Raw genomic sequence first — 25,055 nt, 5'->3', positions numbered from 1 at the left:
CCGCCGCCCCCTCGCCCGGCGAGCGACTGGCAGGTTGGTGCCAGACTGGTGGGGTGCGGAATGAACAGGTGTTCTCCGTCCGGGGCGACGCGGAACTGGCCGCCCGTGCCGGTCATCTCTTCGCGTCCGCCCGCACCACGTTCCTGTGCGCCGCCAGAGACCTCAGGACCTGGTCGCAGCCGGAGCTCAGAGCGGCGATGGTCAGCCGGATGCGCGCCGTCGGCTCCCCGGGCCTCACCGCCCGCAAGCTGCTCAGCCCGGTGGCGCTCGCCGACGAGGAGGCTCGCGCGCATCTGCGGCTGGTGCGGGACAGGGGCGCGGGCGTCCGGATCAGCGCCGCGCCGCTGCCGCACGAGACCATCCTCATCGACGGGCGGGTGATGATCCTCGCCGGACGCGAGAGCCCCGGCGGGCGCGAGTACACCGTGACGACGTCGCAGACCCTGATCGACGGCGTGGCGTCGCTGCTCGAAGCGATCTGGGACAACTCCCCCGATCTCACCGCCTACCTGCACGGCGACGTTCCTCAGCTCGACGCCGACGGGCGCATGATCCTCAAGGCTCTCGGCTCGGGGCTCACCGACGAGACGGCGGCCAGGCGGCTCGGGATCTCGTTGCGCACCTACCGGCGGCGCGTGGCCGAACTCATGGCCAAGCTGGAGGCCGACTCCCGGTTCCAGGCCGGGTTGCGGGCGGGGGAACTGGGTCTGCCACGCTAAAAATCAGCCCGAAGTCACATCATCCAAAGCCGTAGATCACACGAATCAGGCAAGATCAGGATCAGTCGGCTTCAACGATCGGAGGCGTTCGTGACTTCGAAGATCAGGGCAACAGTTGTGGTCGTCGCGATGGCGATTGCCGGAGCGGGTCTCGTGCTGGCGAGCCCGGCTCAGGCCGATCCGGTTTCGTCGGGCGGAGGCACGGTCTCCACCAACGGTTACATCTGGTCCAACTGAGCTCGTGACCCGGCCGGTCCTCGGCGAGGGCCGGCCGGGAGGAACGGGGATCAGACCAGGTCGAACCGGTCGGAGTTCATGACCTTGGCCCAGGCCGCGACGAAGTCCCGCACGAACTTCTCCTTCGCGTCGTCGCTCGCGTACACCTCGGCCAGCGCCCGCAGCTCCGAGTTGGAGCCGAACACCAGGTCAGCCCGCGTGCCGGTCCACTTGACCGCGCCGGTGTGGGCGTCGCGCCCCTCGAACGTGGTCTGGTCCTGCGACGTGGCCGTCCAGGTGGTGCCCAGGTCGAGCAGGTTGACGAAGAAGTCGTTGGTCAGCGTCCCCGGGGTGGTGGTGAGGACGCCGAGCTGGGTCTGCTGGTGGTTCGCGCCGAGCACGCGCAGGCCGCCGACGAGGACGGTCAGCTCGGGCGCGGACAGGTTCAGCAGGTTCGCCTTGTCGAGCAGCAGGAACTCGGCCGGCAGGCGGTTGCCCTTGCCGAGGTGGTTGCGGAAGCCGTCGGCGGTGGGCTCCAGCGCGGCGAACGACTCGACGTCCGTCTGGTCCTGCGCGGCGTCCACGCGGCCCGGCGTGAACGGCACCTCGACCTCGAAGCCGGCGGCCAGGGCCGCCTTCTCCACGGCGACGCCGCCGGCGAGCACGATCAGGTCGGCGAGCGAGACCTGCTTGCCGGCCTGGGCGGCGCCGTTGAAGGCCTTCTGGATGCCTTCGAGGGCGCCGAGCGTGGTGGCGAGGCGGTCGGGGTCGTTGACCTCCCAGCCGATCTGCGGCTGCAGGCGGACGCGGGCGCCGTTGGCGCCGCCGCGCTTGTCGCTGTCGCGGTAGGACGAGGCGGACGCCCACGCGGCGGAGACGAGCTGCGACACCGACAGGCCGGAGGCCAGGATCTGGCTCTTGAGGGTGGCGACGTCGCCGGCGTCGATGAGCTCGTACGTGCGCGCGGGCAGCGGGTCCTGCCAGATCAGCGTCTCGGCGGGCACCTCGGGGCCGAGGTAGCGCACGATGGGGCCCATGTCGCGGTGCGTCAGCTTGTACCAGGCCTTGGCGAAGGCGTCCGCGAACGCCTGGGGGTCGTCGCGGAAGCGGCGAGAGATCTGGTCGTAGATCGGGTCGACGCGCAGCGAGAGGTCGGTGGTGAGCATCGTCGGCGCGTGCCGCTTGGCCGGGTCGTGGGCGTCGGGGACGGTGCCCTCGCCGGCGCCGTTCTTCGGCCGCCACTGGTTGGCGCCCGCGGGGCTCTGGAACAGCTCCCACTCGTACCCGTAGAGGATCTCGAAGAAGCTGTTGTCCCAGGTGATCGGGGTGTTGGTCCAGATGCCCTCAAGCCCGCTGGTGATGGCGTCGCCGCCCTTGCCGGTGCCGAAGGTGCTGCGCCAGCCGAGGCCCTGCTCCTCCAGCGTGGCGGCCTCGGGGTCGGCGCCGACGTGGTCGGCCGCGCCCGCGCCGTGGGTCTTGCCGAAGGTGTGGCCGCCCGCGATGAGGGCGACGGTCTCCTCGTCGTTCATGGCCATCCGGCGGAACGTCTCGCGGATGTCCCTGGCGGCGGCGAGCGGGTCGGGGTTGCCGTTCGGGCCCTCCGGATTGACGTAGATGAGGCCCATCTGGACGGCGCCCAGCGGGTTCTCCAGCTCGCGGTCGCCGGTGTAGCGCTCGTCGCCGAGCCACGTGGTCTCGGGGCCCCAGTAGACGTCCTCCTCGGCCTCCCAGACGTCCTCGCGGCCGCCCGCGAACCCGAACGTCTCGAAGCCCATCGTCTCCAGCGCCACGTTCCCGGCGAGGATCATGAGGTCGGCCCAGGACAGGTTGCGGCCGTACTTCTTCTTGACCGGCCACAGCAAGCGACGGGCCTTGTCCAGGTTGGCGTTGTCGGGCCAGCTGTTGAGCGGCGCGAAGCGCTGCTGCCCGGCGCCTGCGCCGCCGCGGCCGTCGCTGATCCGGTACGTGCCCGCGCTGTGCCAGGCCATCCGGATGATGAGCGGCCCGTAGTGCCCGAAGTCGGCCGGCCACCAGTCCTGGGAGGTGGTCAGGACCTCGGCGATGTCTCGCTTGACGGCCGGGAGGTCGAGGCCGAGGAACGCCTCGCGGTAGTCGAAGTCGTCGCCGTAGGGGCGGGCCACGGCGGGGTTCTTGGCGAGGATCCTCAGGTTGAGCCGCTCCGGCCACCACTGACGGTTGCCGCCACCCTGGGTGGGGTGCGCGGCGCGCGTGTGCGCGACCGGGCAGCCGGCGCCTTCGCCCGCTGCCTTGGGGTCTGTGACGATCGCGTCATGGTTCTCGGTCATGGGGGGAGTCCTTCCAGGACTTGAGTTCGGCCGCTCACGAAGTGGCGGAGCAGGCGGGGCATCGGCCCCAGTAGATGACCTCGGCCTCGTCGATGGTGAAGCCGTGGTCGTCAGCGGCGTGCAGACATGGGGCATGACCGACCGCGCAGTCGACGTCGGCGACCGCGCCGCACGACCGGCACACGATGTGGTGGTGGTTGTCGCCCACCCGTCCTTCGTATCGGGCCGGGCTGCCCGCCGGCTCGATCCGGCGTACGAGGCCCGCGGCGGCGAGGGCGTGGAGGGCTTCGTACACGGCTTGCAGGGAGACATGACCCACGCGATCGCGTACCCCGGTGGCGATCGCCTCGACGTCGAGGTGGTCGCCGTGCCGGACGGTGTCGAGCAGCGCGACGCGGGCGGCGGTCACCCGCAGACCGGCGCCGCGCAGCTCCTCGGCGGGTGTCGGAGTCCTGGGTGCGGTCATGGCGCCACAACCTACAGCCATAAACACGAGCCATACAAGATAATGAAAAGCCCCAGTTTGGTAGTTGTGTCAGGCTTTATCCATGCCGCATCCAGACCGGGTCCGCCTGGCGTCCTACGACGCCGTGTCCACCCGCCTGGCCATGCTGAGCGACCGGGAGCTGGCCGGGCTGGTGGCCGGGGCCGAGCCGAGAGGGGCGGGCATCGGCGGGCGGTCGGCGGAGCTGGAGGTGGCGGGCGTCCGCGTGTTCGTCAAGCGGGTTCCCCTCACCGACCTGGAGGTGCGTCCCGAGCATGTGCGCTCGACGGCCAACGTCTTCGGCCTGCCGATGTTCTACCAGTACGGGGTCGGCTCGGCCGGGTTCGGCGCGTGGCGGGAGCTGGCGGCGCACGTCATGACGACCAATTGGGTGCTGACCGGCGCGTATCCCGGGTTTCCGCTGCTGCACCACTGGCGGGTGATCCCCGACGTGCCTCCGGAGGGGTTCGCCGACGAGTTCGGCGGCATCGCCGGGGCGGTGGCCCACTGGGAGGGGTCGGAGGCCGTCCGCGGGCGGCTGGAGGCGATCGCCGGCTCGTCGCTCAGCCTGGTCCTGTTCCTGGAGCACCTGCCGGGGACGCTGGCCGCCTGGCTGGCGGAGCACCGGGCCGTCGCGCCGTACCCGTGGCTCGAACAGGCGCTCGCCCGCGGCACCGGCTTCCTCAGCTCACAGGGGTTCGTGCACTTCGACGCCCATTTCATGAACCTGCTCACCGACGGCGGCGAGGTCTACTTCGCCGATCTGGGCCTGGCCCTGAGCAGGCGGTTCACGCTGTCCGGCGAGGAGTCCCGCTTCCTGGCCGATCACCTCTCCTACGACCGGCACTACACCACCAGCCACCTTCTGCGCCATCACCTGCCCGGTGGCATGCGGGGGCCGGCGGAGCACGCCGCGTTCCTGCGTGACTGGACGGCGGGCGGCGTGCCGCGCGAGCACCTGCCCGCCGGCGTCGCCGGGGTGCTCGACCGGCACGCCGCGACGGCTCTCGTCTTCGACGACTTCTTCGAGCGGCTGGTGAGCACGAGCAAGAAGACGCCCTACCCGCGCGCCACGCTCGACCGCGCGTGACGGCGGGTCAACCGGCCTGCCACAGCGTCGACAGCACCACGTGCACGGTGGTCGCGCCCAGGACGCTGATCACCGCGTTGCGGGTCTTCAGGTGCAGGCCGACCGCGACCGCCAGGGCCAGGACGGTGGGTGCCAGGGCCGTCCACGGCGTGGGGCGCAGGTCGCGCAGGGTGTAGAGGGCCAGGATCAGCATGATGCCGGTGGGCATCTGCACGGCCAGGAACCGCAGGACGGACGAGCGGCGCAGCGGGCCCAGCACGGCGAAGGGCAGGGCCCGCAGGCCCCACGTGATCGCGGTGCTGACGGCGACGACGGCGGCCAGGTAGAGCGGGGTGGGCAACGGGGTGCTACCTCTCCAGGGGCTCGGGCACGAGCCGGTGGCTCAGCGCGTACCGGATGAGGAGGCTCGCCGTGAACAGGCCCATCGCGACCGGCAGGAGCTGCGCGGGGGCCAGCAGCGCGGCGGCGGCGAAGCTCGCCGCGGCCAGCAGCGGTGTCGGCAGGTCGCGGTGGTCGCGCCAGGCGTCGATCGTCAGCACCACGAACAGGGCGGTCAGTGCGAACTCCAGCCCGTGCAGGGTGACCGGGACCAGCGCGCCCGCCAGCGCCCCCGCGGTGGCGCCGCCGACCCAGTAGGCCTGGCACAGCGCCTGCATCCACAGGATGCGCGCGCCGCTCCAGCCCCGGGCGCGCCCGCCGGCGGTCAGCGCGTACGCCTCGTCGGTGAGCGCGAAGGTGGCGTAGAGGCGGCCGAGCGGCCGGACCTGCCGCAGCGGGAAGGACAGGGAGTAGAAGACGTGCCGCAGGTTCACCAGCAGCGCCGTCACCGCGACCTGCCCGAGCGGCGTCACGGCGGCGACCAGCCCCAGCAGCAGGAACTCCAGCGAACCCGCGTAGATCACGGCGGTGAACACCGTCGCCCACCACCAGTCGAGCCCGGCGTGCGCCACCAGCACGCCGAAGCTGACGCCGAGGGGGAACAGGCTCAGCCCCACCGAAGCCGTGTCGGCGGCAGCCGCCCGGAAGTCACGCATGAAACGTAATTTTACTGCTTATGCCGCATAATATGGTTTCACGCGTTAGGGGAAATCGGGCATATGAGTAATTCTATTATCCTGGATCAGGTCGATCGAGAAATTTTGTTCCAACTGGCCCAGGACGGCCGGATGTCGAACGTGGAGCTGGCCCGCCGGGTGGGCCTGACGCCGCCGCCCTGCCTGCGCCGGGTCAAGCGCCTGGAGGAGGCCGGGGTGATCGCCGGGTACCGGGCGCAGATCTCGCCCGAGGCGCTGGGGCGCTCCCTTGAGGTGGTCGTGTCGGTGGAGATCGCGGTCAACGACCTGCAGACGGTGGAGGACTTCGAGTCGCGGGTGGCGGCGCTGGAGGAGGTGCTGGAGTTCCGGCGGATGTTCGGGCGGCCCGACTACTACATGCGGGTGGCGGTCGCCGACCAGTTCGCCTACGAGAAGTTCCTCAGCAAGGAGATCCTGCCGCTGCCCGCGGTCTCCCGCGTCGACTCCCATCTGACGATGAAGCGCATCAAGGATTAGCGGCCGGCTCCCTCAACGCGTAGGCTGTCTACATGTAGGCTGGCTACATTGGAGGAGCCCTTCGGATGCGTGAACAGACAGGGCGGGCGGTGCGGCTCGCCGTCCTCGTCATCGCCGGGATCGTCGTCGGGAACGTGCTGGTCACCCTGCTGATGACCCGCGACACGGGCCTCGGCGTGGACGAGCTCATCGCCTTCGCCGGAGGCGCGGCCCTCGGGCTGCTGGTCGAGTTCGGCGTGTTCCGGCGGTCCGGGCGCTGAGCCATGGACGCGCTCGACCTGGCCCGGCTCCAGTTCGGGATCACCACGAGCCTGCACTTCCTCTTCGTCGCGCTCACGCTCGGCCTCGCGCCGCTGATCGCGTTCCTGCAGACGCTCTGGGTCGTCCGGGGCAACCCGCTGCACGAGCGGCTGACGAAGTTCTGGGGGCAGGTCTACGTCGTCAACTACGGCCTGGGCATCGTCTCCGGCCTGCTGCTGGAGTTCCAGTTCGCGCTCAACTGGAGCGGGCTGACGCACTTCGCCGGTGAGCTGTTCGGGGCGCCCATGGCGCTGGAGACGCTCTACGCCTTCTTCGTCGAGTCGACGTTCCTCGGGCTGTGGATCTTCGGCTGGGGCCGGCTGCCGAAGGTGGCGCACCTGCTGACCTTCTACGTCGTGACGCTCGCGGCGCTCGGCTCGGCGTACCTCATCGTGGTCGCGAACGGCTTCCTGCAGAACCCGGTCGGCTACGAACGGGCCGGCGACGCGCTGCGCGTGATCGACGCGGGCGCCGTGTTCGCCAACCCCGCCGCGCTCCTCGCCGTCGGGCACATCCTGCCCGCCGCCCTCATGGTCGCCGGCTTCCTCATGGCCGGGGTGAGCGCCTGGTACTTCCGCCGCGGCACGAACGAGGTCGCCTTCTTCCGCCTGTCGCTGCGGCTCGGCCTCACCGTCGGGTACGCCGCCACCTTCCTCACCATCGGCTTCGGCGAGGCGTCCGTGCTGTGGGTGGTGCGCAACCAGCCGACCAAGCTCGCGGGCGGCGCCGAGGCCTTGCGCGTCGCGGAGCGGATGGCCGCCGAGCACGGCCCGGGCGACTACCTGGCCCCCGCGTGGGCGCCCATCGCGCTGACCGTGATGTTGTCGGTCGCCTACCTGTACGTGCTGTTCGCGCTCGTCCCGCTGGTGCTGCTCGGCGGAGGCCGCATCGAGCGGCGGCGCTTCCTGCTCGGCGTCGGGGTCTGGACGATCCCGCTGCCGTTCCTGACCGTCATACTCGGCTGGATCGTCCGCGAGATCGGGCGGCAGCCCTGGGTGATCTACGACGTGCTGCCCACGAGCGAGGCCGTCTCGGACGTCGGCGCCACGAGCATGCTGGCCTCATTAGTGATCTTCACGACCCTGTACGCGGCGCTGGTGGTCGTCGGCTACCTGCTCATCGCCGGGATCGTCAGGAAGGGGCCGCGGTCCCTCGTGCTCGGAGCCGTCCTGGGCGACGCAGAACCCGCCGGGAGGCGCTGATGGAGCTCGTCTGGCTGACCGTCGTCGGGCTGCTGCTGGCCGGCTGGTACGCGCTCGACGGGTTCGCCCTCGGCGCCGGCATGTTCCTGGTCGTGCTGTGCGGCGACGTCCGCTCGCGGCGGCAGGTGGTCGCGGCCGTCGGGCCGTTCTTCCTGGCGAACGAGGTGTGGCTGATCGCCTTCGCGGGCGTGCTGGCGGTGACCTTCCCCGACGCCGAGGCCGGGCTGTTCACCGCGCTGTACCCGGTGATCGTCCTGATGGTGGCCGGGTGGATCGTGCGCGATCTCGGCATGTGGTTTCGCGCGCGCAGGCCCGAGCCGGGGTGGCGGCAGGGGTGGGAGACGGCGCAGGCGGGCGGGAGCGTGCTCTTCGCCGTGGGCGCCGGGCTCTTCGTGGGTGGCGCCGTGCAGAGTGTGCTGAGCCCGTACGCGGTGCTCAGCGCGCTCACCACGGTCGCGGTCTTCGGCCTGCACGGCGCCGCGTTCCTGGCGTTGCGGACGACGGGGGAGCTGCGCGAGCGCGCCAGGCGCACGGGCCGCAGGCTGGCGCCCGCCGTGCTGGCGCTCCTGGTCGTGCTCGCCGCCGCTGCCCCGCTCGCCTCGGCGACCGGCCTCGCGCCCCTCGCCCTCGTCCCCGCTTTCGCGGCTCCGCTCGCTGTCGCCGCGGCGTGGTGGGCCTTGCGGCGCGGCCATGACGGGGTGGCCTTCGCCGGTACGGCCGTCGCGTCGGCCTGCCTGCCGCTGGCCGCCGGAGCCCTGATGGCGGGGCGGCTGCTCGACGGGGCAGCGGGGGAGAGCACCATCGATCGGTTCACGACGATGGCGCTGCCGATCCTGCCGTTCCTGCTCGCCGCCCAGGCGGTGCTGTGGTGGGTGCACCGCCACCGGCTGAGCGACCGCTCGGTCACGTTCTTCTGACGTCAGGCGCGGGGGTGAGGGTTTCGAGCAGCGTGCGGACGAACGCGGCCGCCGCCTCCTCGTCGTCCGCGTAACCGGCCTGCGACATGTGCCCGAGGAACGCGTACTGGAAGCAGGCCCCGAGCAGCAGCCCCGCGGCGGCCCGCACGTCCGCCCCGGCCCGCACCCGTCCGGCGGCCTGCTCGGCGCGCAGGTAGGCGGCCAGCGCCTCGTTCGCCTTGTGCGGCCCGGCCCCCTGCTCCTCCAGCTCCCGCTTGTGGGCGGTCAGGGTGGCGGGGTCGGCGAACATCGCGGCGAACATGGGGAAGCCGCCGCGGTAGAGGTCGATGGCCGCCCTGGCCACGGCGGTGAGACTGTCCACCAGGCCGTCCCCGCCGCGCAGCGCGTCGGCGAGCGGGGCGAAGCCGGGTGATCGTTCGCGCATGACGGCCACCATCAGGTCGGCCTTGCTGGGGAAGTGCTTGTAGAGGGCCGCCTCGGTGAAGCCGGCGGCCCGCGCGATCTGGCGCGTGGTCACGTTGGCCAGCCCCTGTTCGGCCATGACGGTGGCCGCCGCGTCGAGGATCACGTCTCTGGTGCCCATGCTCGCCCTCTCCTGTTGACATGGTGAGTAAACGCTCACTAGCCTGCGTCTCGTGGTTAGTGAGCGTTTACCAACCAAGGAGTCTAGATGAAGATCACCGTCTTCGGCGCGACGGGCGGCACCGGGCGGCACGTCGTGGAGCAGGCGCTCGACGCCGGCCACCACGTCACCGCCGTCGTCCGCGACCCCGCCGCCCGCCTCCCCCGCTCAGGCGACTCTCGCCTCGACCCGGTGATCGCCGACGTCATGCGGCCCGGCGCCATCGAGGCCTGCGTGACCGGCAGGGACGCCGTCGTCTCCGCGCTCGGCCCGCGCGGCCGGGGCGGCGGGCAGGTGTGCGCCCAGGGCGCGCAGTCGATCATCGCCGCCATGCGCGCCACCGGCGCCCGCCGCCTGATCGTCGTCACCGCCAGCGGTCACGTCGTGGACGAGGGCGACGACCTGCTCAACCGGGCCCTGGTCAAGCCGCTGCTGCGGCGCTTCCTGCGCGAGGGCTTCGCCGACTTCGCCCGTACCGAGGAGCTCGTCCGCGCCAGCGGGCTGGACTGGACGATCATGCGCCCGCCGCGCCTCACGGACGGGGCCCGCCGCCCGTACCGGACCGCTCTCGACCGGAACGTGCGCGGCGGCATCACCATCGCCAGGGCCGACCTCGCGCACGCCGTCCTCACCGCCCTCGACGACCCGGCCACCGCCGGCCACACCATCTCCCTGGGGTACTGACCGTGAAGAGACCGATCATCATCACCCTCAGCCTGCTGCTCGCCGCCGCGCTCTGCGCCGCCGGGACCGTCGCCTACCTCACCTTCCTCCGACCGGCCGACAACCCGCCCGCCGACGCCTGCGCCGCCAAGGGCACCCGGCCGCGCGTCGTGGCCGCCGGGGCGAGCATGACGCAGGGGTCGCTCGGCGCCGACTGGGTGGGGTCGCTGCGTGCCGCGTTCCCCGCCTACGAGTTCGTGAACGCGGGCAGCAACGGCAACACCACCGCCGACCTGCTGGAGCGCGTGGACAGCGACATCGTGGCCTGCCGCCCCGCCGCGGTGACGCTGTTGATCGGCACCAACGACGTGCGCAACTCCGTCCCGCTGGACGACTACCGCGCCAACCTGCGGGCCATCGTGGACCGGGTCAAGAGCGGCACCGGCGCGCACGTCGCCCTGATGTCCCTGCCTCCGCTCGGCGAGAACCTGGACGCCCCGATCAACCGCACCCTGACCGGCTACAACGCCGCCATCAAGGACATCGCCTCGCAGACCGGGTCCGGCTACCTGCCGCTGCACGAGCGCATGGCCGACGTGCTCCGGCACGGCGCCAGGACCTCGTACGGCTTCAGCTTCCCGCTCGCCTTCACCGTCGCGGCCCAGCACTACCTGCTCCGGCGCACGTGGGACGAGATCGCCCAGGCGGGGGGCCGGGAGCTGCTGGTGGACCACGTGCACCTGACCGACCGCGGCGGCGCCATCGTCACGGAACTGGCCAGCGGCTGGCTGACCGGCCTCGCGAAAGCATGACTCGACCTCAGCCCGTAGCGGAAGCCCGCTCGGCCCCGCGCCCGCCCTGGCTACGCTCGGCCTCATGATCGAGACCTGGGACCCCGCAGCCGCAGGGGTGCTGCGCCTGCCGTCGGGCCGCCTCATCCGCGGCAGAGGCCTGAGCCGCCCGCTCCCGGAAGGCCCGGAGCCCGCCTTCGCCCTCTACTGCCTCGGCAAGCAGCCCCCGGGTGTCTCCTGGGAGCACCGCTGGATCCGCTGGCCCGACTTCTGGCTCCCGTCCGACCGCGACGCCATGGCCCAGGCGCTGCGCGAGGCGTGGAGCCGCGCGGAGACCGAGCGGGTCGAGGTGGCGTGCGGCGGCGGCAAGGGCCGTACCGGCACCGCGCTGGCCTGCCTGGCCGTGCTCGACGGCGTCCCCGCCGCCGGCGCGGTGGCCTACGTGCGCGAGCACTACGACCGGCACGCGGTCGAGACCCCCTGGCAGCGCCGCTTCGTCGCCCGCTTCAACGCTTGAGGACGGTCACTCCACCGTCTTCAGTATCCGCTCGATCGACTCCGTACGGGAGCGCAGCTCCGCCAGCTCGGCGGCCATGCGCTCCTGCGTCTCCACGGTGCTCTGCGCGAGCTGCTCGAACCGCTGCACCAGCTCCCGTAACGCCTCCGCCGCGTCGGCCTGCCGCCTCGACTTGCGGGACTCGAACATCCCCACGGTGAACACGCTGATCAGGAATGTGACGAGGATCAGCACCCCGAGGAAGAAGATCACCTCGGGCCAGGTGTACGACATCAGGAGCCCTCCTCGGGGTCCGGCCTCGTGATTGTCCTGGCCGCTTCGGCCAGCGTCGACGCGGTGAGGTGCAGGCTGAAGTCCGTGACCTCGTAGTACTTCATGGCTTTGCCGTCGTCCGACAGCTCCAGGCTGCCGGCGATCAGCCCGGCCGCCTCCAGCCGGCGCAGGTGCATGTGCAGCAGGGGGCGGCTCACGCCGATCACGCGGGCCAGGTGGCTGACGTAGTCGCGTCCGGCGGCGAGCTGGGCGATGATGCGCACCCGCAGCGGGTTGGCCAGCGCGGCGAGCACCTCGACCAGGTCGTCACCCGTCGGCCCGGCCTCCGTCATAGCTTCCCATCACCTGTAAGCATCACCTTACGGGGCACCGTAACACAGCGGATCAGGCCACTTTGACCGGTTCCCGCTCCCGCGCGGGCGCGGCCCGATCCTGCTTGACCAGGGTCAGTCCGGCCGCCAGGCAGATGAGCGGGATCGCCGGGATCACGTACCGCACGTCGAAGGCCGCCAGGAAGGGCGGCGAGGCGATCAGCGCGAGCGCGGCCAGGCCGGGCAGCAGCGCGTCCCACCGCCGCCTGACCAGCGCCGCCGCCAGCGTCGCGACCAGGGCGAGCGTGAGCAGCGGGAACGGCACGTACCCGAAGCGCTGGTAGGCCCGCAGCCAGCCGGCGAACGGCTCGACCACCCGGGTCGCCGCGGGCCCTGCCTCGTAGGACTCGGCGACCCCGCGCACCGACTCGCTGATCGGCCGTTCCGAGGCGGGCAGCTTGTACGGCGTCTTCTCGTCCACCGCCGTGCGCTCCCAGCGCAGCAGTTGCCTGAGGTCGGTCGCGACCGCCCCCAGGTAGGCGCCGGGCTGGGCGAGGATGGCCTGCCTGGCGAACTCGCCGGCGAGCTGGTTGCGGTTGGCGGTGCCCGGCACCTTGAGCAGCGGCGAGAAGCTCTCCCACAGCCAGTGCGGCGGGTAGGGCCGCTGCTCGACCGGCATGCCGGGGCAGAGCACGGCCAGCCGCTCGGACGGCTTGATGACCTCGCAGTCGGCGAAGCTCATGGTCCTGGACCACAGGAAGTTGCCGTCGGCCTCGGTGAGGCCGAACTTGCCCTTCTCCACCTTCATCCAGGTCGCGTACGCGCCGAGCGGGATCGCCCCGGCCACCAGCAGCGCCACCAGGGGCCGCCAGCCGTACCGCCTGACCAGCAGGTACGCGGCGGTCAGGATCAGCAGCGGCAGCCCGACGGTCCTGGTGATCCCGGCCAGGCCCAGCAGCAGCCCGCCCACGGCGGCCGTGGCCGGGGTGACGCGCCAGACGATGAGCGCGACGGCCGCGGCGACGAGCACGATGAAGACGGCGTCCGCCATGATCATGTGCTCCAGCAGGAGCAGGAACTCGTCGTAGAGCAGCGGCGTGACCAGCAGCGTCGCGCCCCAGCCTGGCAGGCCGCGGTGGCGCAGCAGCGCGTACAGGGCGACGGCGAGCCCGAGCACGAGCAGGTGCTGCAGGACCGTGACCAGCGTGAGGCTGTGCGCGGGGCGCAGCAGCGCCAGCAGCAGGGAGTAGCCGGAGGGGCGCGCGGTGCCCGGCGCCAGCTCCTCCTTGAGGAAGGCGAAGGAGTCGCCGTAGAAGAGGATCGCGGGCGGGAAGCCGAGCACCGTGAGCACCCGCAGCCCGATCGCCGGCAGCATGGCGATGACCAGTGCGCGATGGGCCAAGACAGATCCACTTCCTCGTGCGTCCGAGACCCCACCATAGTGGACATCCCGGTCAGTGAGCGGGGATCCCGCAGGCGTGGCCTCTTGTCGGCGCCATTACCGAATGACATTCTGGAATTAGGTCCGTCGTCGCCTCCCGCGGAGGACATACATGACCGTCGACAAGGAAGCCCTGCGCCGCAAGTACCGCGAAGAACGCGACAAGCGGCTGCGCCCGGACGGCAACGATCAGTACCTCCGGCTCACCGGCCGCTTCGCCCACTACCTCGACGACCCCTACACCCCGGTGATGGAGCGCGCCCCGAAGACCGACCACGTGACGGTCGCGTTCGTCGGCGGCGGCTTCGCCGGGCTCGTCACCGGCGCCCGCCTCAGGGAGGCCGGGGTCGAGGACGTGCGCATCGTGGAGAAGGGCGGCGACTTCGGCGGCACCTGGTACTGGAACCGCTACCCCGGCGCGCAGTGCGACACGGCCTCCTTCGTCTACATGCCGCTGCTCGAAGAGACCGGCCACATGCCGACCGAGAAGTACGCGCACGCGCCCGAGATCCTGGAGCACTGCCGCCGCATCGGCAAGCACTACGGCCTGTACGACAACGCCCTCTTCCACACCGAGGTCACCGACCTGACCTGGGACGAGACGCGGTCCCGCTGGCTGATCAGGACCAACCGCGGCGACGCGTTCACCGCCCAGTTCGTCGCCATGGGCATCGGCCCGCTGCACGTGCCCAAGCTGCCCGGCATCCCCGGCATCGACGACTTCCGCGGCCACGCCTTCCACACCAGCCGCTGGGACTACGCGTACACGGGCGGCGACCCCTCCGGCGCGCCCATGGACCGGCTGGCCGACAAGCGGGTGGCCATCATCGGCACCGGCGCCACGGCCGTCCAGTGCGTGCCGCACCTGGCGCGCGCCTGCCGCGAGCTGTACGTCTTCCAGCGCACCCCCTCCTCCGTGGACGTGCGCGACAACCGCCCGACCGACCCCGGCTGGTTCGCCACCATCGCCACCCCAGGCTGGCAGCAGCGCTGGCTGGAGAACTTCACGGCCAACCAGACCGGCGCCCCGGCCGAGGAGGACCTGGTCATGGACGGCTGGACCGACCTGTCCCGCCGGTTCCGCGCCAAGATCGAGCACCTGCGGCCCGAGGAGCTCACGCAGGAGAACATGCTGGCCGCCTTCGAGGACTCCGACTTCGAGAAGATGGAGGAGATCCGCGCCCGCGTGGACGCCGTCGTCGAGGACCCGGAGACGGCGCACGCACTCAAGGCCTGGTACCGCCAGCTCTGCAAGCGCCCCTGCTTCCACGACGAGTACCTCCAGGCGTTCAACGAGCCCGGCACGCGCCTCGTGGACACCGGCGGCAAGGGCGTCGAGCGCATCACCGGGAAGGGCGTGGTGGTGGCGGGCCGGGAGTACGAGGTGGACTGCGTCATCTACGCCTCGGGCTTCGAGGTCGGCACCGACTACACCCGCCGCGCCGGCTACGACCTGACCGGCCGCGGCGGCCTCCGGCTGTCGGAGCACTGGGCCGAGGGCATGCGCACGCTGCACGGCGTGCACGTGCACGGCTTCCCCAACGCCTTCCTCGTCCAGCCGACGCAGGGCGCCAACCTCATCTCCAACATCCCGCACAACCTGACGGAGGCGGGCAGGACGATCGCCGTCACCGTCAGGCACGCGCTGGATCACGGGTACGCCGAGGTCGAACCCACCAAGGAGGCCGAGGACGGCTGGGTGGAGTTCCTCCTGTCGGGCACGGGCCGGCTGCTCGGCTCCCAGGAGTGCACGCCGGGCTACTACAACAACGAGGGCCAGGACCCCGGCCCGAAGAGCTGGCTCGGCGTCGGCCACCCGCACGGGGCGATGGCGTACTTCGCCTTCATCGACGGCTGGCGCGAGTCGGGCACGTTCGACGGCCTGGACTTCCGTCACGGAGGCCAAGATCGGTAGCCTTCGTCCACCATGAGCTACGACCTGTACTTCTACCGCCGCGACCCGGGCCAGTCCTGGGACGAGGCGCTGACGGCGGCCGCGAGCGCCCCGCAGCCCGACCTGAAGGCCTGGGACGGCGTCGTCGCCGGCGCCCGCGACCTGCTCGGCGAGGTCAACATCGTCGCCTACCCGCCGAACTGGGAGCTGGACCACGACGGCACCGGCATCTCCGTGAACCACTGGGAGGGCGGCTGGGAGATGAGCGTGCCCTACTGGACCCACGGCGAGGCGGCCAGGCAGGTCGTCGGCCTGCTGTACGAGGTGGCGTCGGTGGTGGAGCGCGAGTCCGGGTTCGAGTGCTTCGACCCGCAGCTCGGGCTGCCGAAGGCGCAGGTCGCGGACCCGGGCGCGGCGGTGCCGACGTTCGACGCGGTGGCCGACCAGTTCGGGCGGCGGGGCGCGGCGCACGCCTGACCCCGGCTGGTGACCCCGGCGTGTGACTCCGGCGTGCGACAAGCGTGTCCGTAGGGTATGCGTTGCGTGGGCGCGGCGATCAAACGGGGTAAACCCTGCAATGTGACTCATGGAAGCCGGAAACCCCTGCGCGAAGGCGACGGCGGCCCTTTTGTACGGTTCCAGGTCCGCTATTACGGACGGCTCGGCGTGCCCGTGGGCATCTTCGCCGCCTGTCACCACCTCCGCCGCGCCGGTCGGCTCACACCGCAGGACGACGAACTGTTCACGACGGTGGACAACTGGTTCATCGCGCGGTTGCCGTACCCGCCCTTCTATGCGGACGGCAACACCATCCGCGCCGTTCCCTGGTTCAAGCCCGACGCGGCCCGCCTCATCGCCGAGCTGGCGCCGTTGGAGGATCTGCTGCGCCGTTACGACGTTCCGTACGACGTCGTGCGCTCGCCCGACCCCGGCACGATCATCTACGAGGACGATTTCCAGATCGGGGTGCTGCCCTACGTCCGCCGTCCTGAGGAGAGCCGGCCCCAGACGCCGGCGGCCTCCGGAGGCGCGAACGTGCCCTTCGGGTAACCGCCGCAAAGGTGGACCTAGCACTACTGACCGTCCCTGACCTCGGCCGATACCGTCAGAAGGTGCTCAACAGGACCGCGCTCGAAGCCCTGACCCGGCGCCCCCTGCCGTTCCTGGCCTCCGCGTGGCCGTGGCGCGGCGCGGCGTACCTGGTGGCCAGTGCCGTCCCCGGCGTGGCCGCGGGGCTCACCGCCGTGGCCGCCGCCGGCGGGACGCTCGTCAACCCGGCCGTGGGCGTCGTCGCTGGACTGGCCGCCCTCGCTCTGGCGGCGGTACTCGTCGCGCCTTTCGAGCGGCTGCGCCTGCGCCTGGTGGACGCGGCGCCCGTGCCGCGCCCGCCGGACCGGCGCAGGCGCGAGGCCGGGCTGGCGGTCATGACGCTGCTCGCGCTGTGGTGGATCGACCTGGTCATGCTGTCGTTCACGATCGGCGGCCCGCTGGTGCTGGCGCTGTCCCCGGTGCTGCAGCCCGCTCTGGCGCCGATCGTCGGCGTGCTGTCCACCGTGGCGGGCGTCCTGCTGCTGCCCGTGGCCGCGTACACGATCACCGCCTGGGCGGGCGCGCGCGGCGCCATGGCCCGCGCCATCCTGGCGCCCGCCCAGTCCGAGCTCAGCGAGGTGCTGCGGTCGCGGGCCCGGCTGGTGGACGCGTTCGAGCTGGAACGCCGCAGGATCGAGCGGGACCTGCACGACGGCGCGCAGCAGCGGCTGGTGTCGCTGTCCGTGTCGCTCGGCATCGCGGGCCTGGACCTGCCACCCGACTCGGAGGCCGCCCGCCTGGTCCGGCAGGCGCACGGCGAGGCCAAGCAGGCGCTGGCCGAACTGCGCGAGCTGATCAGGGGCGTGCACTCCCAGGTGCTCACCGACCGGGGGCTGGCCGCGGCCGTGCAGGACGTGGCCGGGCGCTCGGCCGTGCCCGTGGACGTGGCGGTGGACCTGTCCGGCCGGCTGCCCGCCCCCGTCGAGGTGACCGCCTACTACGTGGTCAGTGAAGCCCTGGCGAACCTCGCCAAGCACAGCGGCGCCACCAGGGGATCCGTCACCGGCCGGGTCGAGCGCGGCACGCTCGTCGTCGAGGTGCGCGACGACGGCGCGGGCGGCGCGGACCCGGCCAGGGGGACGGGGCTGACGGGGCTGGCCGACCGGCTGGCCGTGGTCGAGGGCAAGCTGTCCCTGTCGAGCCCGCCCGGTGGCCCGACCCGCCTCCGGGCGGAGATCCCGTGCTGAGAACTAAGGAGAAACAGTGCGCGTGGTGATCGCCGAGGACGCCGTCCTGCTCCGCGAGGGCCTGGCCGGGCTGCTCGAACGCTTCGGGCACACCGTCGTCGCCTCCGTCGGCGACGCGCCCGCCCTGATCGAGGCGGTCGCCGAGCACCGCCCCGAGGCCGTGGTGACCGACGTGCGCATGCCGCCCGGCTTCACCGACGAGGGCCTGCGCGCCGCGCTGGAGCTGCGCGCCGGCGACCCCGGGCTGGCGGTGCTGGTGCTCAGCCAGTACGTCGAGCAGACGTACGCGGCCGAGCTGCTGGAGTCCGGCGGCGGCGCGGGCGTCGGCTACCTGCTGAAGGACCGCATCGGCGACGTGCGCGAGTTCGTCGACGCCCTCGACCGGGTGGCCTGCGGCGGCACGGTCGTGGACCCCGAGGTGGTGCGGCAGCTCCTGCGACGGCGCCGCGACCCCCTGGCCAGGCTCACCCCGCGCGAGCAGGAGGTGCTCGGCCTGATCGCCGAGGGGCGCACGAACGCGTCGATCAGCAAGGAGCTGTTCGTCACCGAGGCGGCCGTGGCCAAGCACATCGCCAACATCTTCACCAAGCTCGACCTGCCGCCCGCCGCCGACGGCCACCGCCGGGTGCTCGCTGTGCTGACGTACCTGAACGGCTGACGTACCACACTGTTGATCAGGACACGCAGAACTCGTTGCCCTCCGGGTCGGCGAGCGTGACCCACCAGTTCGGCCCCTGACGGCCCCTGTGCAGCTCCTTGGCGCCCTTGGCGGTCAGCCGCGCGACCTCCGCCTCGATGTTGCCCGCCCCCACCCGGATGTCGAGATGCGAGCGGTTCTTGACCGACTTGTGCTCGGGCACGAGCTGGAACAGCACGCGCGGAGCACGTTCGAGCCCGTCGGGATGCCTGATGGCCGCGCCCACCCGCCACACCAGCGCGCCGTTGTGCGTGGTCGTGTCGTCCTCGCGGGCGTGCCCCTTCTCGATCAACTCCCTGATGACCGCCTCGTCCTGCGCCTCGACCTGCCAGCCGAGTGCGTCGGCCCACCAGTCGGCCAGGGGGTGCGGGTCGCCCGAGTCGATGACGACCTGGAAGTCATATGACATGCATCAATCCTAAAAGTATGGTTCGTTGGCATGAGCAAGCAGTGGCAGGAGGTGGGCGACCGGGTTTACGTCCGGCGTCACCGGTCTTACGACATGAACGTCGGCCTGGTCGTGGGCGACGGCCACTGCCTCGTGCTGGACACACGGGCCTCCCACCGGGAGGCCGCCGACCTGATCGACGCCATCAGGACGATCACCGCCTTCCCGTGGACGGTCGTCAACAGCCACTCCCACTTCGACCACTACTTCGGCAACGCGCTGTTCGGCGGCGCCGAGATCTGGGGCCACGCCAGGTGCGCCGAGGAGATCGAGACCGACGGCGAGGCGACCAGGGCCCGCCTGATCGAGCGCGACCCCGAGCGGCGCGAGGAGCTGGAGGAGGTGGCGATCGTGCCGCCCGACCACACGTTCACCGTCGCGGCCAGCCTGGACATCGGCGGCCGGATCGTGCACCTGCGGCACTTCGGGCTCGGCCACAGCAGCAACGACGTGGTGGCGCACGTGCCCGACGCGGGCGTGGTGTTCGCCGGTGACCTGGTGGAGGAGGGGGCGCCGCCCTCGTTCGGCGGCTCCTACCCGCTCGACTGGCCCGGCACCGTGGCGGCGATGCTCAACGAGATGCCCGAGCCGGTGATCGTGCCGGGGCACGGCGCGGTGGTGGACCGGTCGTTCGTGCTGGCGCAGCACGACGAGCTGGCCCTGGTGGCCGAGCTGGCCAAGCGGGCGCACGTGGAGGGGCTGCGCGACGTGATCAGGTCGTTCCCCTACCCCGAGGAGGTCTCCCGGCAGGCGATCTCCCGCGCTTTCCTGCAGCTCGACGCCTAGGCTCTGCCCCGGCGGCCCGCCCTAGGTCGGCACGCCCGGCGGGATCGCCATCGCGACTTGGTCGCCGGAGCCGGACGACGAGGCCCGCCGCGTGCGCGACGAGTCGTTCCGCGACCACTGGGGCACCGTGCCGCCCACATGACGCACGGGCGCGGGTCGCACGTGGCGTCACCCTGTGTGGCACGAACTACGTCCTACACCTGGCGCAGGGGGAAACGCGCGACGAAGCCACGGTCGCCGTACACGAGTGACCCCTCGTGCAGGAGCGCGATGTCCCGCGCGATCGGCAACCCCAGCCCGGCGCCGCCCGCGTCCCTGGCCCGCGCCTCGTCCAGCCGGGTGAACCGGCCGAACACCGCCTCCCGCTGCTCCGGCGGGATCCCCGGCCCGTCGTCCGACACCTCCAGCACCGCCTCCTCGTCCTCGGCGGCCACCCGCACCCGCACGGTCGAGGCGGCGTGCCGGACGGCGTTGTCGGCCAGGTTCGTCACCAGGCGGTCCAGGTGCGCGCTCGACCCCCGCAGCACCACGTCGGGCTCGACGTCCAGCTCCACCCGCACCTCCGGCCGCCGCCTGGCCCGCAGCGCCGCCTCGGCGGCCACCTGGCCCAGGTCCAGTTCGGCCGCGCGCAGCGGCTCGCCCGCGTCCAGCTTGGCCAGCATGAGCAGATCGGCGGCCAGCGACTGCAGCCGCTCGACGTCGGCCAGCGCCTCCTCGGTGAGCTCGCTGGGCTCGGCCAGCTCCAGCCTGGCCCGCAGGGTCGCGATCGGGCTGCGCAGCTCGTGCGCGGCGTCGGCGACGAACCGCTTGTGCCGCTCCACCGCCGTCTCCAGCCGGTCGAGCGTGCCGTTCACGGTCGTCGCCAGCGCCGCGATCTCGTCCTTCGAGCTCGGTACGGGCACCCGCTGGTTCAGGTCGCGGGCCGTGATGTCGGCCACCTTCGCCCTGATCGCCGCCACGGGGGCGAGCGCCCTGCCCACCGACAGCCAGGTCATCGCGGCCACCACGACCAGCAGCGCCGGCACGCCGGGCAGCAGCGTCTGGTACAGCGTGCCCAGCGCCTGCTGCACGGTGTCCAGGGAGACCCTGGCCAGCACCGTGGCGGGCCCGGCCGCGGTGGCCACCTCGACGCCGGCGACCGCGTACTCGCCGGGCGAGGCCCACTCCTCGGCCGCGGCCGCCCTCTTCTTGGTGATCAGCAGGTCGGGGTCGGCCAGCCGCACCACCTTGCCGTCACTCAGCCGCACCTCGCCGTCCTTGCCCTGCATGAGCGGGACGGTCTCCGCGGGCTCCTCGGCCTCGCCGGCCCGCTTGACCTCCAGCGTCTGGGCGTACGGGGCCACCGCCGCGGCCTTCTTGACGGCCTCCGCGTCGGCGCTGCTCACCAGGCTGCCACGCAGCGCCAGCACCAGGATCAGCGCCGCCAGCCCCAGCGCCAGCGCCACCACGAGCGTGGCGGCGGCCGTCGCCCGCACCCGCACGGATGACACCCCCGCCACCGCCCGCTCCCACCCGCTCCCCGCCGCCTCCCGCTCTCGCTCGCTCCACGCCGCCTCCCGCTCTCGCCCGCTCATGCCGCCTCCAGCCGGTACCCGGCGCCGCGGACCGTCATCAGCGTCGTCCTGCCGAACGGCACGTCGATCTTGCGGCGCAGCGCGCTGATGTACACCTCGACGATGTTCGGATCCCCGTCGTAGGAGAAGTCCCACGCCTGAGCCAGCAGCTCGCTCTTGGAGACCACCTCCCCGGCCCGGCGCGCCAGCGCGTGCAGCACCGCGAACTCCTTCGGCGTGAGCTGGATCCCCGCCTCCCCCCTGCGGCAGCGCAGCCCCGCCGGATCGAGCACGAGGTCCCCGACGCTGATGGACACCGGCCGCTCCCGCCCGCCCCGCCGCACCAGCGCGCGCAGTCTGGCCAGCAGCACCACGTACGAGAAGGGCTTGGCCAGATAGTCGTCGGCCCCGTTGTCCAGGGCCTCGGCCTCGTCGTAGATGCCGTCCTTGGCGGTGAGCATCATGATCGGCGTCCAGTCGCCGGCCTCGCGCAGCCTGGAGCAGACGGCGTAGCCGTTCAGCCTGGGCAGCATCACGTCCAGGACGATCACGTCGTAGGCGTTCTCGGTGGCCATCCACAGCCCGTCGCGCCCGTCGTGGGCCACGTCCACCGCGAAGCCCTCGCCCGCCAGCCCGCCCTTGACCAGGCCGGCCAGCCGCTCCTCGTCCTCCACCAGTAAGACTCGCACGACGTCCAGGGTGCCTCAGGGCACCTAAAGCCAACCTGAAGATCATTTAGGTGCTCTTCAGGATCACTTCAGGATCGGGCGGCCATCCTCGGGGCGACAGGTCGTTCCCAGTGAGGAGAATCCATGTTCAAGCGTCGTCTCGCGGTGCTCGGCACGGTCGCCGTGCTCGCCGTCACCGGCCTGGCCGGCTCCGCCATGGCCGACGAGCCCACCCCGCCCGCCGGCACGAAGGTGACCTGCACGACGTCCGACGGCAAGACCGTCGAGCTGGCTCCGGCGCTGCCCGCCAAGGAGGGCAAGGCGGGCGTCGTGGTCGGGCCTGACGGCAAGGTGACGCGCGTCGCGCCGGGCGAGAAGGTGAGGGTCGAGAAGCTGCCCGACGGGGGCGTGGCGGTGAAGACGGAGCCGCTGTCGCCCGAGGAGCTCGAGAAGTTCGGCAAGGTCAAGGAGCTCTCGCCCGAGGAGGCCGAGAAGCTGGCCAAGGTGCGGGAGCTCTCGCCCAAGGAGGCCGAGAAGTTCGGCAAGGTCAAGGAGCTCTCGCCCGAGGAGGCCGAGAAGCTGGCCAAGGTGCGGGAGCTCTCACCTGAGGAGGCCGCCAAGGTGAAGGAGCTCACCTCGGCCGACGCCGAGACCGCGGTCCCCGCCCTGCCGCTGAAGCCGGGCGAGGAGGCAGCGGCCTCACCCGGGATCAAGGCCGACGTCAAGATCATCTGCAGGAAGCCCGCCGAGTAGGCCGCGTCACCCGGGGAACGACGGGTGCGGCCCCAGCGCCCAGTACTCGAACAGCCCGTGACCCACGAGCCCGTCGTACTCGAACCGCCCGACGGCGTCCACCAGGCCCCACATCCTGGCGGCGTCGTCGGGCAGCCGGTAGGTCACGCCCTGCACCACGGGCCCCGCGCCCTGGTACATCCCGTGACGCCACTCCTGCTCCAGCCCGTAGCCGGTGCCGACCATGAGATGCACGGGCAGCAGCGGCGTGCAGCGCACCTCGAACGGCTTGCCGCCGGGCGGCGCGAACCCGATCACGGCCTCGACGACGTCGCGGGTGCCGGGGGCGTAGACCGGGCGGTACTCCGGTCTGCCGAGGTACTCCTCCTCGCGTCCGTCGGACCACACGCGCACGGCCTCCTCCAGCAGCCGCCTGCCTCGCTCGTCCTCCTGGACGATGCAGAGGATGGCGTGGTCGTCGAAGCGCATCGGCGCGTACAGCCAGTAGAACGTGCCGGCGTTCTTGGTCATGATGCCGGGCGGCTCGGGCTCGCCGACGGGCCTGATGCCCCACGACCGGTCCCTGGTGCCCATCCAGCGGTCGGGCGTGACGGGGATCTCCGTCTCCCCGATCGTGATGGTGCCGCTCCACTGGCCGGTCTGCGCCATTCGTACCGAGTCGAAGACCACCCGCTCCTGCCAGCGCAGGAAGTGCCGCGGCTCCAGCACGGCGGGGATCGTGCCCTCCCACAGGAGGTCGAAGGCGAGGCCGTGCTCGTTCGGCTCCAGGACGACCCTGAGCCGCTTGAGCCCCTCGACCACCTCGACCCGGAACGGGCCCACCCGCGTGTCCATCCGGTCGGCGCCCAGCTCGCGCGAGGCGCGCACGACGCGGTGCAGATCGGGGGTGCGGACGCAGGCGAAGGCGTCGGTGACGCCGAGGTTGGGGTACTGGCCGAGACCGATGATCAGCATGAGGTCGTCGGAGGCGGCGTGGCAGTTGAAGTAGTAGCGGTCGTAGAAGTTGCGGTCTCCGGTGGTCACGTGCCGCATGACCTGAGGGGCCTGGTGCACGGGGTAGTCGTCGAGCGGTGACAGCGCCATGCGGGGTTTGTAACAAGCGCTTGCTCGTACGTCAACGGGCCCCCAGGGGCACGCACACCAGCGCGCCCCCGTGACAACGAGCGTCACGGGGGCGCGCTACCGGCGTGCCGGGGCGGTCACGACATCCTGCGTGACGCCTCATCCGCCTTGTCCGACACATTGGCCGCCATGCGGTCCGTGGACTCGGATGCCCTGTCTGCCTTCTCATTGACCCAGCGTGAGGCATCGGAGGCGGAGTCCTTCATGTGCTCGGTCCACTGCTGAGCGTTGCGGCGATAGAACATGTATCCGATCGTTCCCACCGCTAGGCCGGTCAGCAGAACGAGCATCGGCCACCGCCGCGACCGCGACGGCGTGGGGTCGATTCGCCTGGCCGCGTTGGTCAGCATGAGACTGACCTTCGGTGCGAACTGCTCCTCGAACCCGTGCGCCGCGGATTCCAGCCGTGGCGCCGCCCAGTATCGGGCGTCTTCGATCCGGTGGGCGGCGGCCACCTTGGCCTGGTCCGCCATGGGTTGCATACGCCGGCCGGTTTGTACGGCCTGGTCCTTGATGCGACCCACCCACGTGGCCGGCACTTCTATGGCCACGCGGCGTCTTCTCATTCTCAGGGACACGACAACCTCCCCTGTCGTTGGGGCCCCGCAGCCTGACCTGCCCCGGACAAGGCGGCTCAATCATCGCCGTCCATGGGAGGATGGCTCTGGAGGCCGTACGGCCATAATCCTCAAAACACCACAAAACCAACCCTGTGCATAGAGGGGGGCAGCTGTCTCGTGGCTGAGAAGCTGATCGCAAACCTGCAGACCAACCGCGGCAATATCAAGGTAGAACTCTTCCCGACAAAGGCGCCGAAGACGGTCCGCAACTTCGTGGAGCTGGCAGAAGGCGCCCGCGAGTGGACCCACCCGGGCACCGGCGAGAAGAGCACCGGCCGCTACTACGACGGCACGATCTTCCACCGGGTGATCTCCGGCTTCATGATTCAGGGAGGTGACCCGCTCGGCCAGGGCATCGGCGGCCCGGGCTACGAGTTCGACGACGAGATCCACCCGGAGCTCTACTTCAACCGCCCCTACCTGCTCGCCATGGCCAACGCCGGCGTCCGCTTCGGCAAGGGCACCAACGGCTCGCAGTTCTTCATCACGGTCGTGCCGACGCCGCACCTCAACGGCAAGCACACCATCTTCGGTGAGGTCGTCGAGGGTCAGGAGGTGGTCGACGCCATCGCCAAGACCCGCACCGACCGCCGCGACCGTCCGGCGGAGGACGTCATCCTGGAGTCGGTCACCATCGACCGCGTCCAGGTCTGACCGCCGCCTGACGGCCGCACGCCGCCCGCCCGCCCCCGCTCACCCGGGGGCGCCGGGCCCGCCCCCCCTACGCGCCCCGCAGCCCTTTACGCCGCTTGAGCGCCCCCAAGACGGGCCCCTGCTTCCTTGCCGCGCTACCCCTCACACGGCCTGCGCACATCCACGCGAGCCGCGCGCGCCGT

Annotated in this window: 32 protein-coding genes; 18 read left to right on the top strand and 14 right to left on the bottom strand. The window is 71.5% G+C overall.

From position 1 onward, the window contains the following. The first annotated feature begins 53 nt into the window (after positions 1-53). Both FXF51_RS52675 and FXF51_RS61445 read left to right on the top strand, forming a co-directional pair. Complete coding sequence (locus FXF51_RS52675) at positions 54-719, top strand: response regulator transcription factor (protein ID WP_187415048.1); 666 nt, start codon at positions 54-56, stop codon at positions 717-719. Positions 720-809: 90 nt separating this feature from the next. Next, entirely contained in the window at positions 810-956 is a 147-nt protein-coding gene (locus FXF51_RS61445; RefSeq protein WP_187415047.1) for a hypothetical protein, read from the top strand. A 50-nt stretch (positions 957-1,006) separates the two neighbouring features. Here the strand turns inward: FXF51_RS61445 and katG are convergent, their stop codons facing one another. Together katG and FXF51_RS52665 are read right to left on the bottom strand one after the other, a co-directional pair. Continuing rightward, entirely contained in the window at positions 1,007-3,241 is a 2,235-nt protein-coding gene (katG, locus tag FXF51_RS52670; RefSeq protein WP_148442401.1) for a catalase/peroxidase HPI, read from the bottom strand. Between the two features lie 34 nt (positions 3,242-3,275). Beyond that, complete coding sequence (locus FXF51_RS52665) at positions 3,276-3,707, bottom strand: Fur family transcriptional regulator (protein ID WP_148442400.1); 432 nt, start codon at positions 3,705-3,707, stop codon at positions 3,276-3,278. Positions 3,708-3,789: 82 nt separating this feature from the next. Between FXF51_RS52665 and FXF51_RS52660 the strand changes: the two genes are divergently transcribed. Beyond that, positions 3,790-4,815, top strand: coding sequence for a protein kinase family protein (locus FXF51_RS52660; RefSeq protein ID WP_148442399.1), 1,026 nt, complete (start codon positions 3,790-3,792; stop codon positions 4,813-4,815). Positions 4,816-4,822: 7 nt separating this feature from the next. On the opposite strand, the gene FXF51_RS52655 is transcribed toward FXF51_RS52660, so the two are convergent. Next, a complete protein-coding gene (locus tag FXF51_RS52655; RefSeq protein WP_148442398.1) occupies positions 4,823-5,155 on the bottom strand; it encodes a branched-chain amino acid transporter permease in 333 nt (110 codons plus the stop codon). 7 nt (positions 5,156-5,162) lie between these two features. Continuing rightward, positions 5,163-5,849 (bottom strand): AzlC family ABC transporter permease, encoded by a 687-nt coding sequence (locus tag FXF51_RS52650; RefSeq protein WP_148442397.1) that lies wholly within the window; start codon positions 5,847-5,849, stop codon positions 5,163-5,165. Between the two features lie 63 nt (positions 5,850-5,912). On the opposite strand from FXF51_RS52650, the gene FXF51_RS52645 reads away from it, so the two are divergent. From FXF51_RS52645 to FXF51_RS52630, 4 genes are all read left to right on the top strand, one after another. Continuing rightward, a complete protein-coding gene (locus FXF51_RS52645; protein WP_148442396.1) occupies positions 5,913-6,365 on the top strand; it encodes an Lrp/AsnC family transcriptional regulator in 453 nt (150 codons plus the stop codon). A gap of 65 nt (positions 6,366-6,430) precedes the next feature. Continuing rightward, positions 6,431-6,625, top strand: a complete 195-nt coding sequence (locus tag FXF51_RS52640; RefSeq protein ID WP_148442395.1) for a hypothetical protein — start codon at positions 6,431-6,433, stop codon at positions 6,623-6,625. A gap of 3 nt (positions 6,626-6,628) precedes the next feature. Then, the gene (locus FXF51_RS52635; RefSeq protein WP_148442394.1) at positions 6,629-7,867 is read left to right on the top strand and encodes a cytochrome ubiquinol oxidase subunit I; all 1,239 of its coding nucleotides are present in this window, start codon (positions 6,629-6,631) and stop codon (positions 7,865-7,867) included. Next, positions 7,867-8,784 carry a cytochrome d ubiquinol oxidase subunit II gene (locus FXF51_RS52630; protein WP_148442393.1) on the top strand — a complete coding sequence of 306 codons (918 nt, stop codon included), beginning with the start codon at positions 7,867-7,869 and terminating at the stop codon, positions 8,782-8,784. The genes FXF51_RS52635 and FXF51_RS52630 overlap by 1 nt, the downstream gene beginning before the upstream one ends. Here the strand turns inward: FXF51_RS52630 and FXF51_RS52625 are convergent. Further along, the gene (locus FXF51_RS52625; RefSeq protein WP_148442392.1) at positions 8,771-9,367 is read right to left on the bottom strand and encodes a TetR/AcrR family transcriptional regulator; all 597 of its coding nucleotides are present in this window, start codon (positions 9,365-9,367) and stop codon (positions 8,771-8,773) included. The genes FXF51_RS52630 and FXF51_RS52625 overlap by 14 nt on opposite strands. An 87-nt stretch (positions 9,368-9,454) precedes the next feature. On the opposite strand from FXF51_RS52625, the gene FXF51_RS52620 reads away from it, so the two are divergent. From FXF51_RS52620 to FXF51_RS52610, 3 genes are all read left to right on the top strand, one after another. After that, a complete protein-coding gene (locus FXF51_RS52620) occupies positions 9,455-10,090 on the top strand; it encodes an NAD(P)-dependent oxidoreductase (protein ID WP_148442391.1) in 636 nt (211 codons plus the stop codon). Between the two features lie 2 nt (positions 10,091-10,092). Continuing rightward, positions 10,093-10,881 carry an SGNH/GDSL hydrolase family protein gene (locus tag FXF51_RS52615; RefSeq protein WP_148442390.1) on the top strand — a complete coding sequence of 263 codons (789 nt, stop codon included), beginning with the start codon at positions 10,093-10,095 and terminating at the stop codon, positions 10,879-10,881. Between the two features lie 64 nt (positions 10,882-10,945). Further along, positions 10,946-11,377 carry a protein-tyrosine phosphatase family protein gene (locus FXF51_RS52610; RefSeq protein ID WP_148442389.1) on the top strand — a complete coding sequence of 144 codons (432 nt, stop codon included), beginning with the start codon at positions 10,946-10,948 and terminating at the stop codon, positions 11,375-11,377. 6 nt (positions 11,378-11,383) lie between these two features. On the opposite strand, the gene FXF51_RS52605 is transcribed toward FXF51_RS52610, so the two are convergent. Genes FXF51_RS52605 through FXF51_RS52595 form a run of 3 tightly spaced genes read right to left on the bottom strand, consistent with a single transcriptional unit; the run spans position 11,384 to position 13,363 of the window. After that, a complete protein-coding gene (locus FXF51_RS52605) occupies positions 11,384-11,650 on the bottom strand; it encodes a hypothetical protein (protein WP_148442388.1) in 267 nt (88 codons plus the stop codon). Further along, entirely contained in the window at positions 11,650-11,982 is a 333-nt protein-coding gene (locus tag FXF51_RS52600) for an ArsR/SmtB family transcription factor (protein WP_148442387.1), read from the bottom strand. The genes FXF51_RS52605 and FXF51_RS52600 overlap by 1 nt, the downstream gene beginning before the upstream one ends. Positions 11,983-12,034: 52 nt before the next feature. Continuing rightward, positions 12,035-13,363 carry a hypothetical protein gene (locus tag FXF51_RS52595; RefSeq protein WP_148442386.1) on the bottom strand — a complete coding sequence of 443 codons (1,329 nt, stop codon included), beginning with the start codon at positions 13,361-13,363 and terminating at the stop codon, positions 12,035-12,037. 151 nt (positions 13,364-13,514) lie between these two features. On the opposite strand from FXF51_RS52595, the gene FXF51_RS52590 reads away from it, so the two are divergent. The 5 genes from FXF51_RS52590 to FXF51_RS52570 all read left to right on the top strand — a co-directional run bounded on the left by FXF51_RS52590 (position 13,515) and on the right by FXF51_RS52570 (position 18,230). Then, on the top strand, positions 13,515-15,317 hold the full coding sequence (locus tag FXF51_RS52590) for a flavin-containing monooxygenase (protein WP_148442385.1): 1,803 nt from the start codon (positions 13,515-13,517) through the stop codon (positions 15,315-15,317). Between the two features lie 12 nt (positions 15,318-15,329). Further along, positions 15,330-15,773 (top strand): hypothetical protein, encoded by a 444-nt coding sequence (locus tag FXF51_RS52585; protein WP_148442384.1) that lies wholly within the window; start codon positions 15,330-15,332, stop codon positions 15,771-15,773. Positions 15,774-15,839: 66 nt separating this feature from the next. Beyond that, complete coding sequence (locus FXF51_RS52580; RefSeq protein WP_187415046.1) at positions 15,840-16,346, top strand: hypothetical protein; 507 nt, start codon at positions 15,840-15,842, stop codon at positions 16,344-16,346. A 62-nt stretch (positions 16,347-16,408) separates the two neighbouring features. Then, complete coding sequence (locus tag FXF51_RS52575; RefSeq protein WP_148442382.1) at positions 16,409-17,572, top strand: sensor histidine kinase; 1,164 nt, start codon at positions 16,409-16,411, stop codon at positions 17,570-17,572. A 16-nt stretch (positions 17,573-17,588) separates the two neighbouring features. Further along, positions 17,589-18,230, top strand: a complete 642-nt coding sequence (locus FXF51_RS52570; protein ID WP_222871864.1) for a response regulator transcription factor — start codon at positions 17,589-17,591, stop codon at positions 18,228-18,230. 16 nt (positions 18,231-18,246) lie between these two features. Here the strand turns inward: FXF51_RS52570 and FXF51_RS52565 are convergent, their stop codons facing one another. Then, the gene (locus tag FXF51_RS52565) at positions 18,247-18,678 is read right to left on the bottom strand and encodes a VOC family protein (RefSeq protein ID WP_148442381.1); all 432 of its coding nucleotides are present in this window, start codon (positions 18,676-18,678) and stop codon (positions 18,247-18,249) included. A gap of 30 nt (positions 18,679-18,708) precedes the next feature. Here FXF51_RS52565 and FXF51_RS52560 point away from each other — a divergent pair, with 30 nt between their 5' ends. After that, on the top strand, positions 18,709-19,503 hold the full coding sequence (locus FXF51_RS52560; RefSeq protein ID WP_148442380.1) for an MBL fold metallo-hydrolase: 795 nt from the start codon (positions 18,709-18,711) through the stop codon (positions 19,501-19,503). Between the two features lie 21 nt (positions 19,504-19,524). Here FXF51_RS52560 and FXF51_RS61440 read toward each other — a convergent pair whose 3' ends face one another. Genes FXF51_RS61440 through FXF51_RS52550 form a run of 3 tightly spaced genes read right to left on the bottom strand, consistent with a single transcriptional unit; the run spans position 19,525 to position 21,745 of the window. Next, on the bottom strand, positions 19,525-19,665 hold the full coding sequence (locus FXF51_RS61440) for a hypothetical protein (protein ID WP_187415045.1): 141 nt from the start codon (positions 19,663-19,665) through the stop codon (positions 19,525-19,527). 32 nt (positions 19,666-19,697) lie between these two features. Then, positions 19,698-21,077 (bottom strand): ATP-binding protein, encoded by a 1,380-nt coding sequence (locus tag FXF51_RS52555; protein WP_148442379.1) that lies wholly within the window; start codon positions 21,075-21,077, stop codon positions 19,698-19,700. Beyond that, on the bottom strand, positions 21,074-21,745 hold the full coding sequence (locus FXF51_RS52550) for a response regulator transcription factor (protein WP_148442378.1): 672 nt from the start codon (positions 21,743-21,745) through the stop codon (positions 21,074-21,076). Before FXF51_RS52550 ends, FXF51_RS52555 begins: the two co-directional genes overlap by 4 nt. 123 nt (positions 21,746-21,868) lie before the next feature. Between FXF51_RS52550 and FXF51_RS52545 the strand changes: the two genes are divergently transcribed. Continuing rightward, on the top strand, positions 21,869-22,477 hold the full coding sequence (locus tag FXF51_RS52545; RefSeq protein WP_148442377.1) for a hypothetical protein: 609 nt from the start codon (positions 21,869-21,871) through the stop codon (positions 22,475-22,477). Between the two features lie 6 nt (positions 22,478-22,483). Here FXF51_RS52545 and FXF51_RS52540 read toward each other — a convergent pair whose 3' ends face one another. Both FXF51_RS52540 and FXF51_RS52535 read right to left on the bottom strand, forming a co-directional pair. Then, the gene (locus tag FXF51_RS52540) at positions 22,484-23,560 is read right to left on the bottom strand and encodes a hypothetical protein (protein WP_148442376.1); all 1,077 of its coding nucleotides are present in this window, start codon (positions 23,558-23,560) and stop codon (positions 22,484-22,486) included. A 116-nt stretch (positions 23,561-23,676) separates the two neighbouring features. Beyond that, entirely contained in the window at positions 23,677-24,150 is a 474-nt protein-coding gene (locus tag FXF51_RS52535) for a YtxH domain-containing protein (RefSeq protein ID WP_148442375.1), read from the bottom strand. Positions 24,151-24,336: 186 nt separating this feature from the next. On the opposite strand from FXF51_RS52535, the gene FXF51_RS52530 reads away from it, so the two are divergent. Further along, positions 24,337-24,873, top strand: a complete 537-nt coding sequence (locus FXF51_RS52530) for a peptidylprolyl isomerase (RefSeq protein ID WP_148442374.1) — start codon at positions 24,337-24,339, stop codon at positions 24,871-24,873. Positions 24,874-25,055 lie beyond the last annotated feature (182 nt).

Source organism: Nonomuraea sp. PA05 (assembly GCF_008086045.1).
Classification (GTDB): domain Bacteria; phylum Actinomycetota; class Actinomycetes; order Streptosporangiales; family Streptosporangiaceae; genus Nonomuraea; species Nonomuraea monospora.
The sequence above is the reverse complement of the archived record's forward strand: the minus strand, read 5'-3'. Positions and strand labels throughout refer to the sequence as shown.

Excerpts from the sequence above, each read along its gene's own strand:
- FXF51_RS52625 (WP_148442392.1), bottom strand. The coding sequence starts at position 9,367 with ATGGGCACCAGAGACGTGATCCTCGACGCGGCGGCCACCGTCATGGCC.
- FXF51_RS52635 (WP_148442394.1), top strand. The coding sequence starts at position 6,629 with ATGGACGCGCTCGACCTGGCCCGGCTCCAGTTCGGGATCACCACGAGC.
- FXF51_RS52605 (WP_148442388.1), bottom strand. The coding sequence starts at position 11,650 with ATGTCGTACACCTGGCCCGAGGTGATCTTCTTCCTCGGGGTGCTGATC.
- FXF51_RS52590 (WP_148442385.1), top strand. The coding sequence starts at position 13,515 with ATGACCGTCGACAAGGAAGCCCTGCGCCGCAAGTACCGCGAAGAACGC.
- FXF51_RS52640 (WP_148442395.1), top strand. The coding sequence starts at position 6,431 with ATGCGTGAACAGACAGGGCGGGCGGTGCGGCTCGCCGTCCTCGTCATC.
- FXF51_RS52660 (WP_148442399.1), top strand. The coding sequence starts at position 3,790 with ATGCCGCATCCAGACCGGGTCCGCCTGGCGTCCTACGACGCCGTGTCC.
- FXF51_RS52560 (WP_148442380.1), top strand. The coding sequence starts at position 18,709 with ATGAGCAAGCAGTGGCAGGAGGTGGGCGACCGGGTTTACGTCCGGCGT.
- katG (WP_148442401.1), bottom strand. The coding sequence starts at position 3,241 with ATGACCGAGAACCATGACGCGATCGTCACAGACCCCAAGGCAGCGGGC.
- FXF51_RS52650 (WP_148442397.1), bottom strand. The coding sequence starts at position 5,849 with ATGCGTGACTTCCGGGCGGCTGCCGCCGACACGGCTTCGGTGGGGCTG.
- FXF51_RS52620 (WP_148442391.1), top strand. The coding sequence starts at position 9,455 with ATGAAGATCACCGTCTTCGGCGCGACGGGCGGCACCGGGCGGCACGTC.
- FXF51_RS52555 (WP_148442379.1), bottom strand. The coding sequence starts at position 21,077 with ATGAGCGGGCGAGAGCGGGAGGCGGCGTGGAGCGAGCGAGAGCGGGAG.
- FXF51_RS52630 (WP_148442393.1), top strand. The coding sequence starts at position 7,867 with ATGGAGCTCGTCTGGCTGACCGTCGTCGGGCTGCTGCTGGCCGGCTGG.
- FXF51_RS52585 (WP_148442384.1), top strand. The coding sequence starts at position 15,330 with ATGAGCTACGACCTGTACTTCTACCGCCGCGACCCGGGCCAGTCCTGG.
- FXF51_RS52545 (WP_148442377.1), top strand. The coding sequence starts at position 21,869 with ATGTTCAAGCGTCGTCTCGCGGTGCTCGGCACGGTCGCCGTGCTCGCC.
- FXF51_RS52565 (WP_148442381.1), bottom strand. The coding sequence starts at position 18,678 with ATGTCATATGACTTCCAGGTCGTCATCGACTCGGGCGACCCGCACCCC.
- FXF51_RS52665 (WP_148442400.1), bottom strand. The coding sequence starts at position 3,707 with ATGACCGCACCCAGGACTCCGACACCCGCCGAGGAGCTGCGCGGCGCC.
- FXF51_RS52600 (WP_148442387.1), bottom strand. The coding sequence starts at position 11,982 with ATGACGGAGGCCGGGCCGACGGGTGACGACCTGGTCGAGGTGCTCGCC.
- FXF51_RS52645 (WP_148442396.1), top strand. The coding sequence starts at position 5,913 with ATGAGTAATTCTATTATCCTGGATCAGGTCGATCGAGAAATTTTGTTC.
- FXF51_RS52540 (WP_148442376.1), bottom strand. The coding sequence starts at position 23,560 with ATGGCGCTGTCACCGCTCGACGACTACCCCGTGCACCAGGCCCCTCAG.
- FXF51_RS52610 (WP_148442389.1), top strand. The coding sequence starts at position 10,946 with ATGATCGAGACCTGGGACCCCGCAGCCGCAGGGGTGCTGCGCCTGCCG.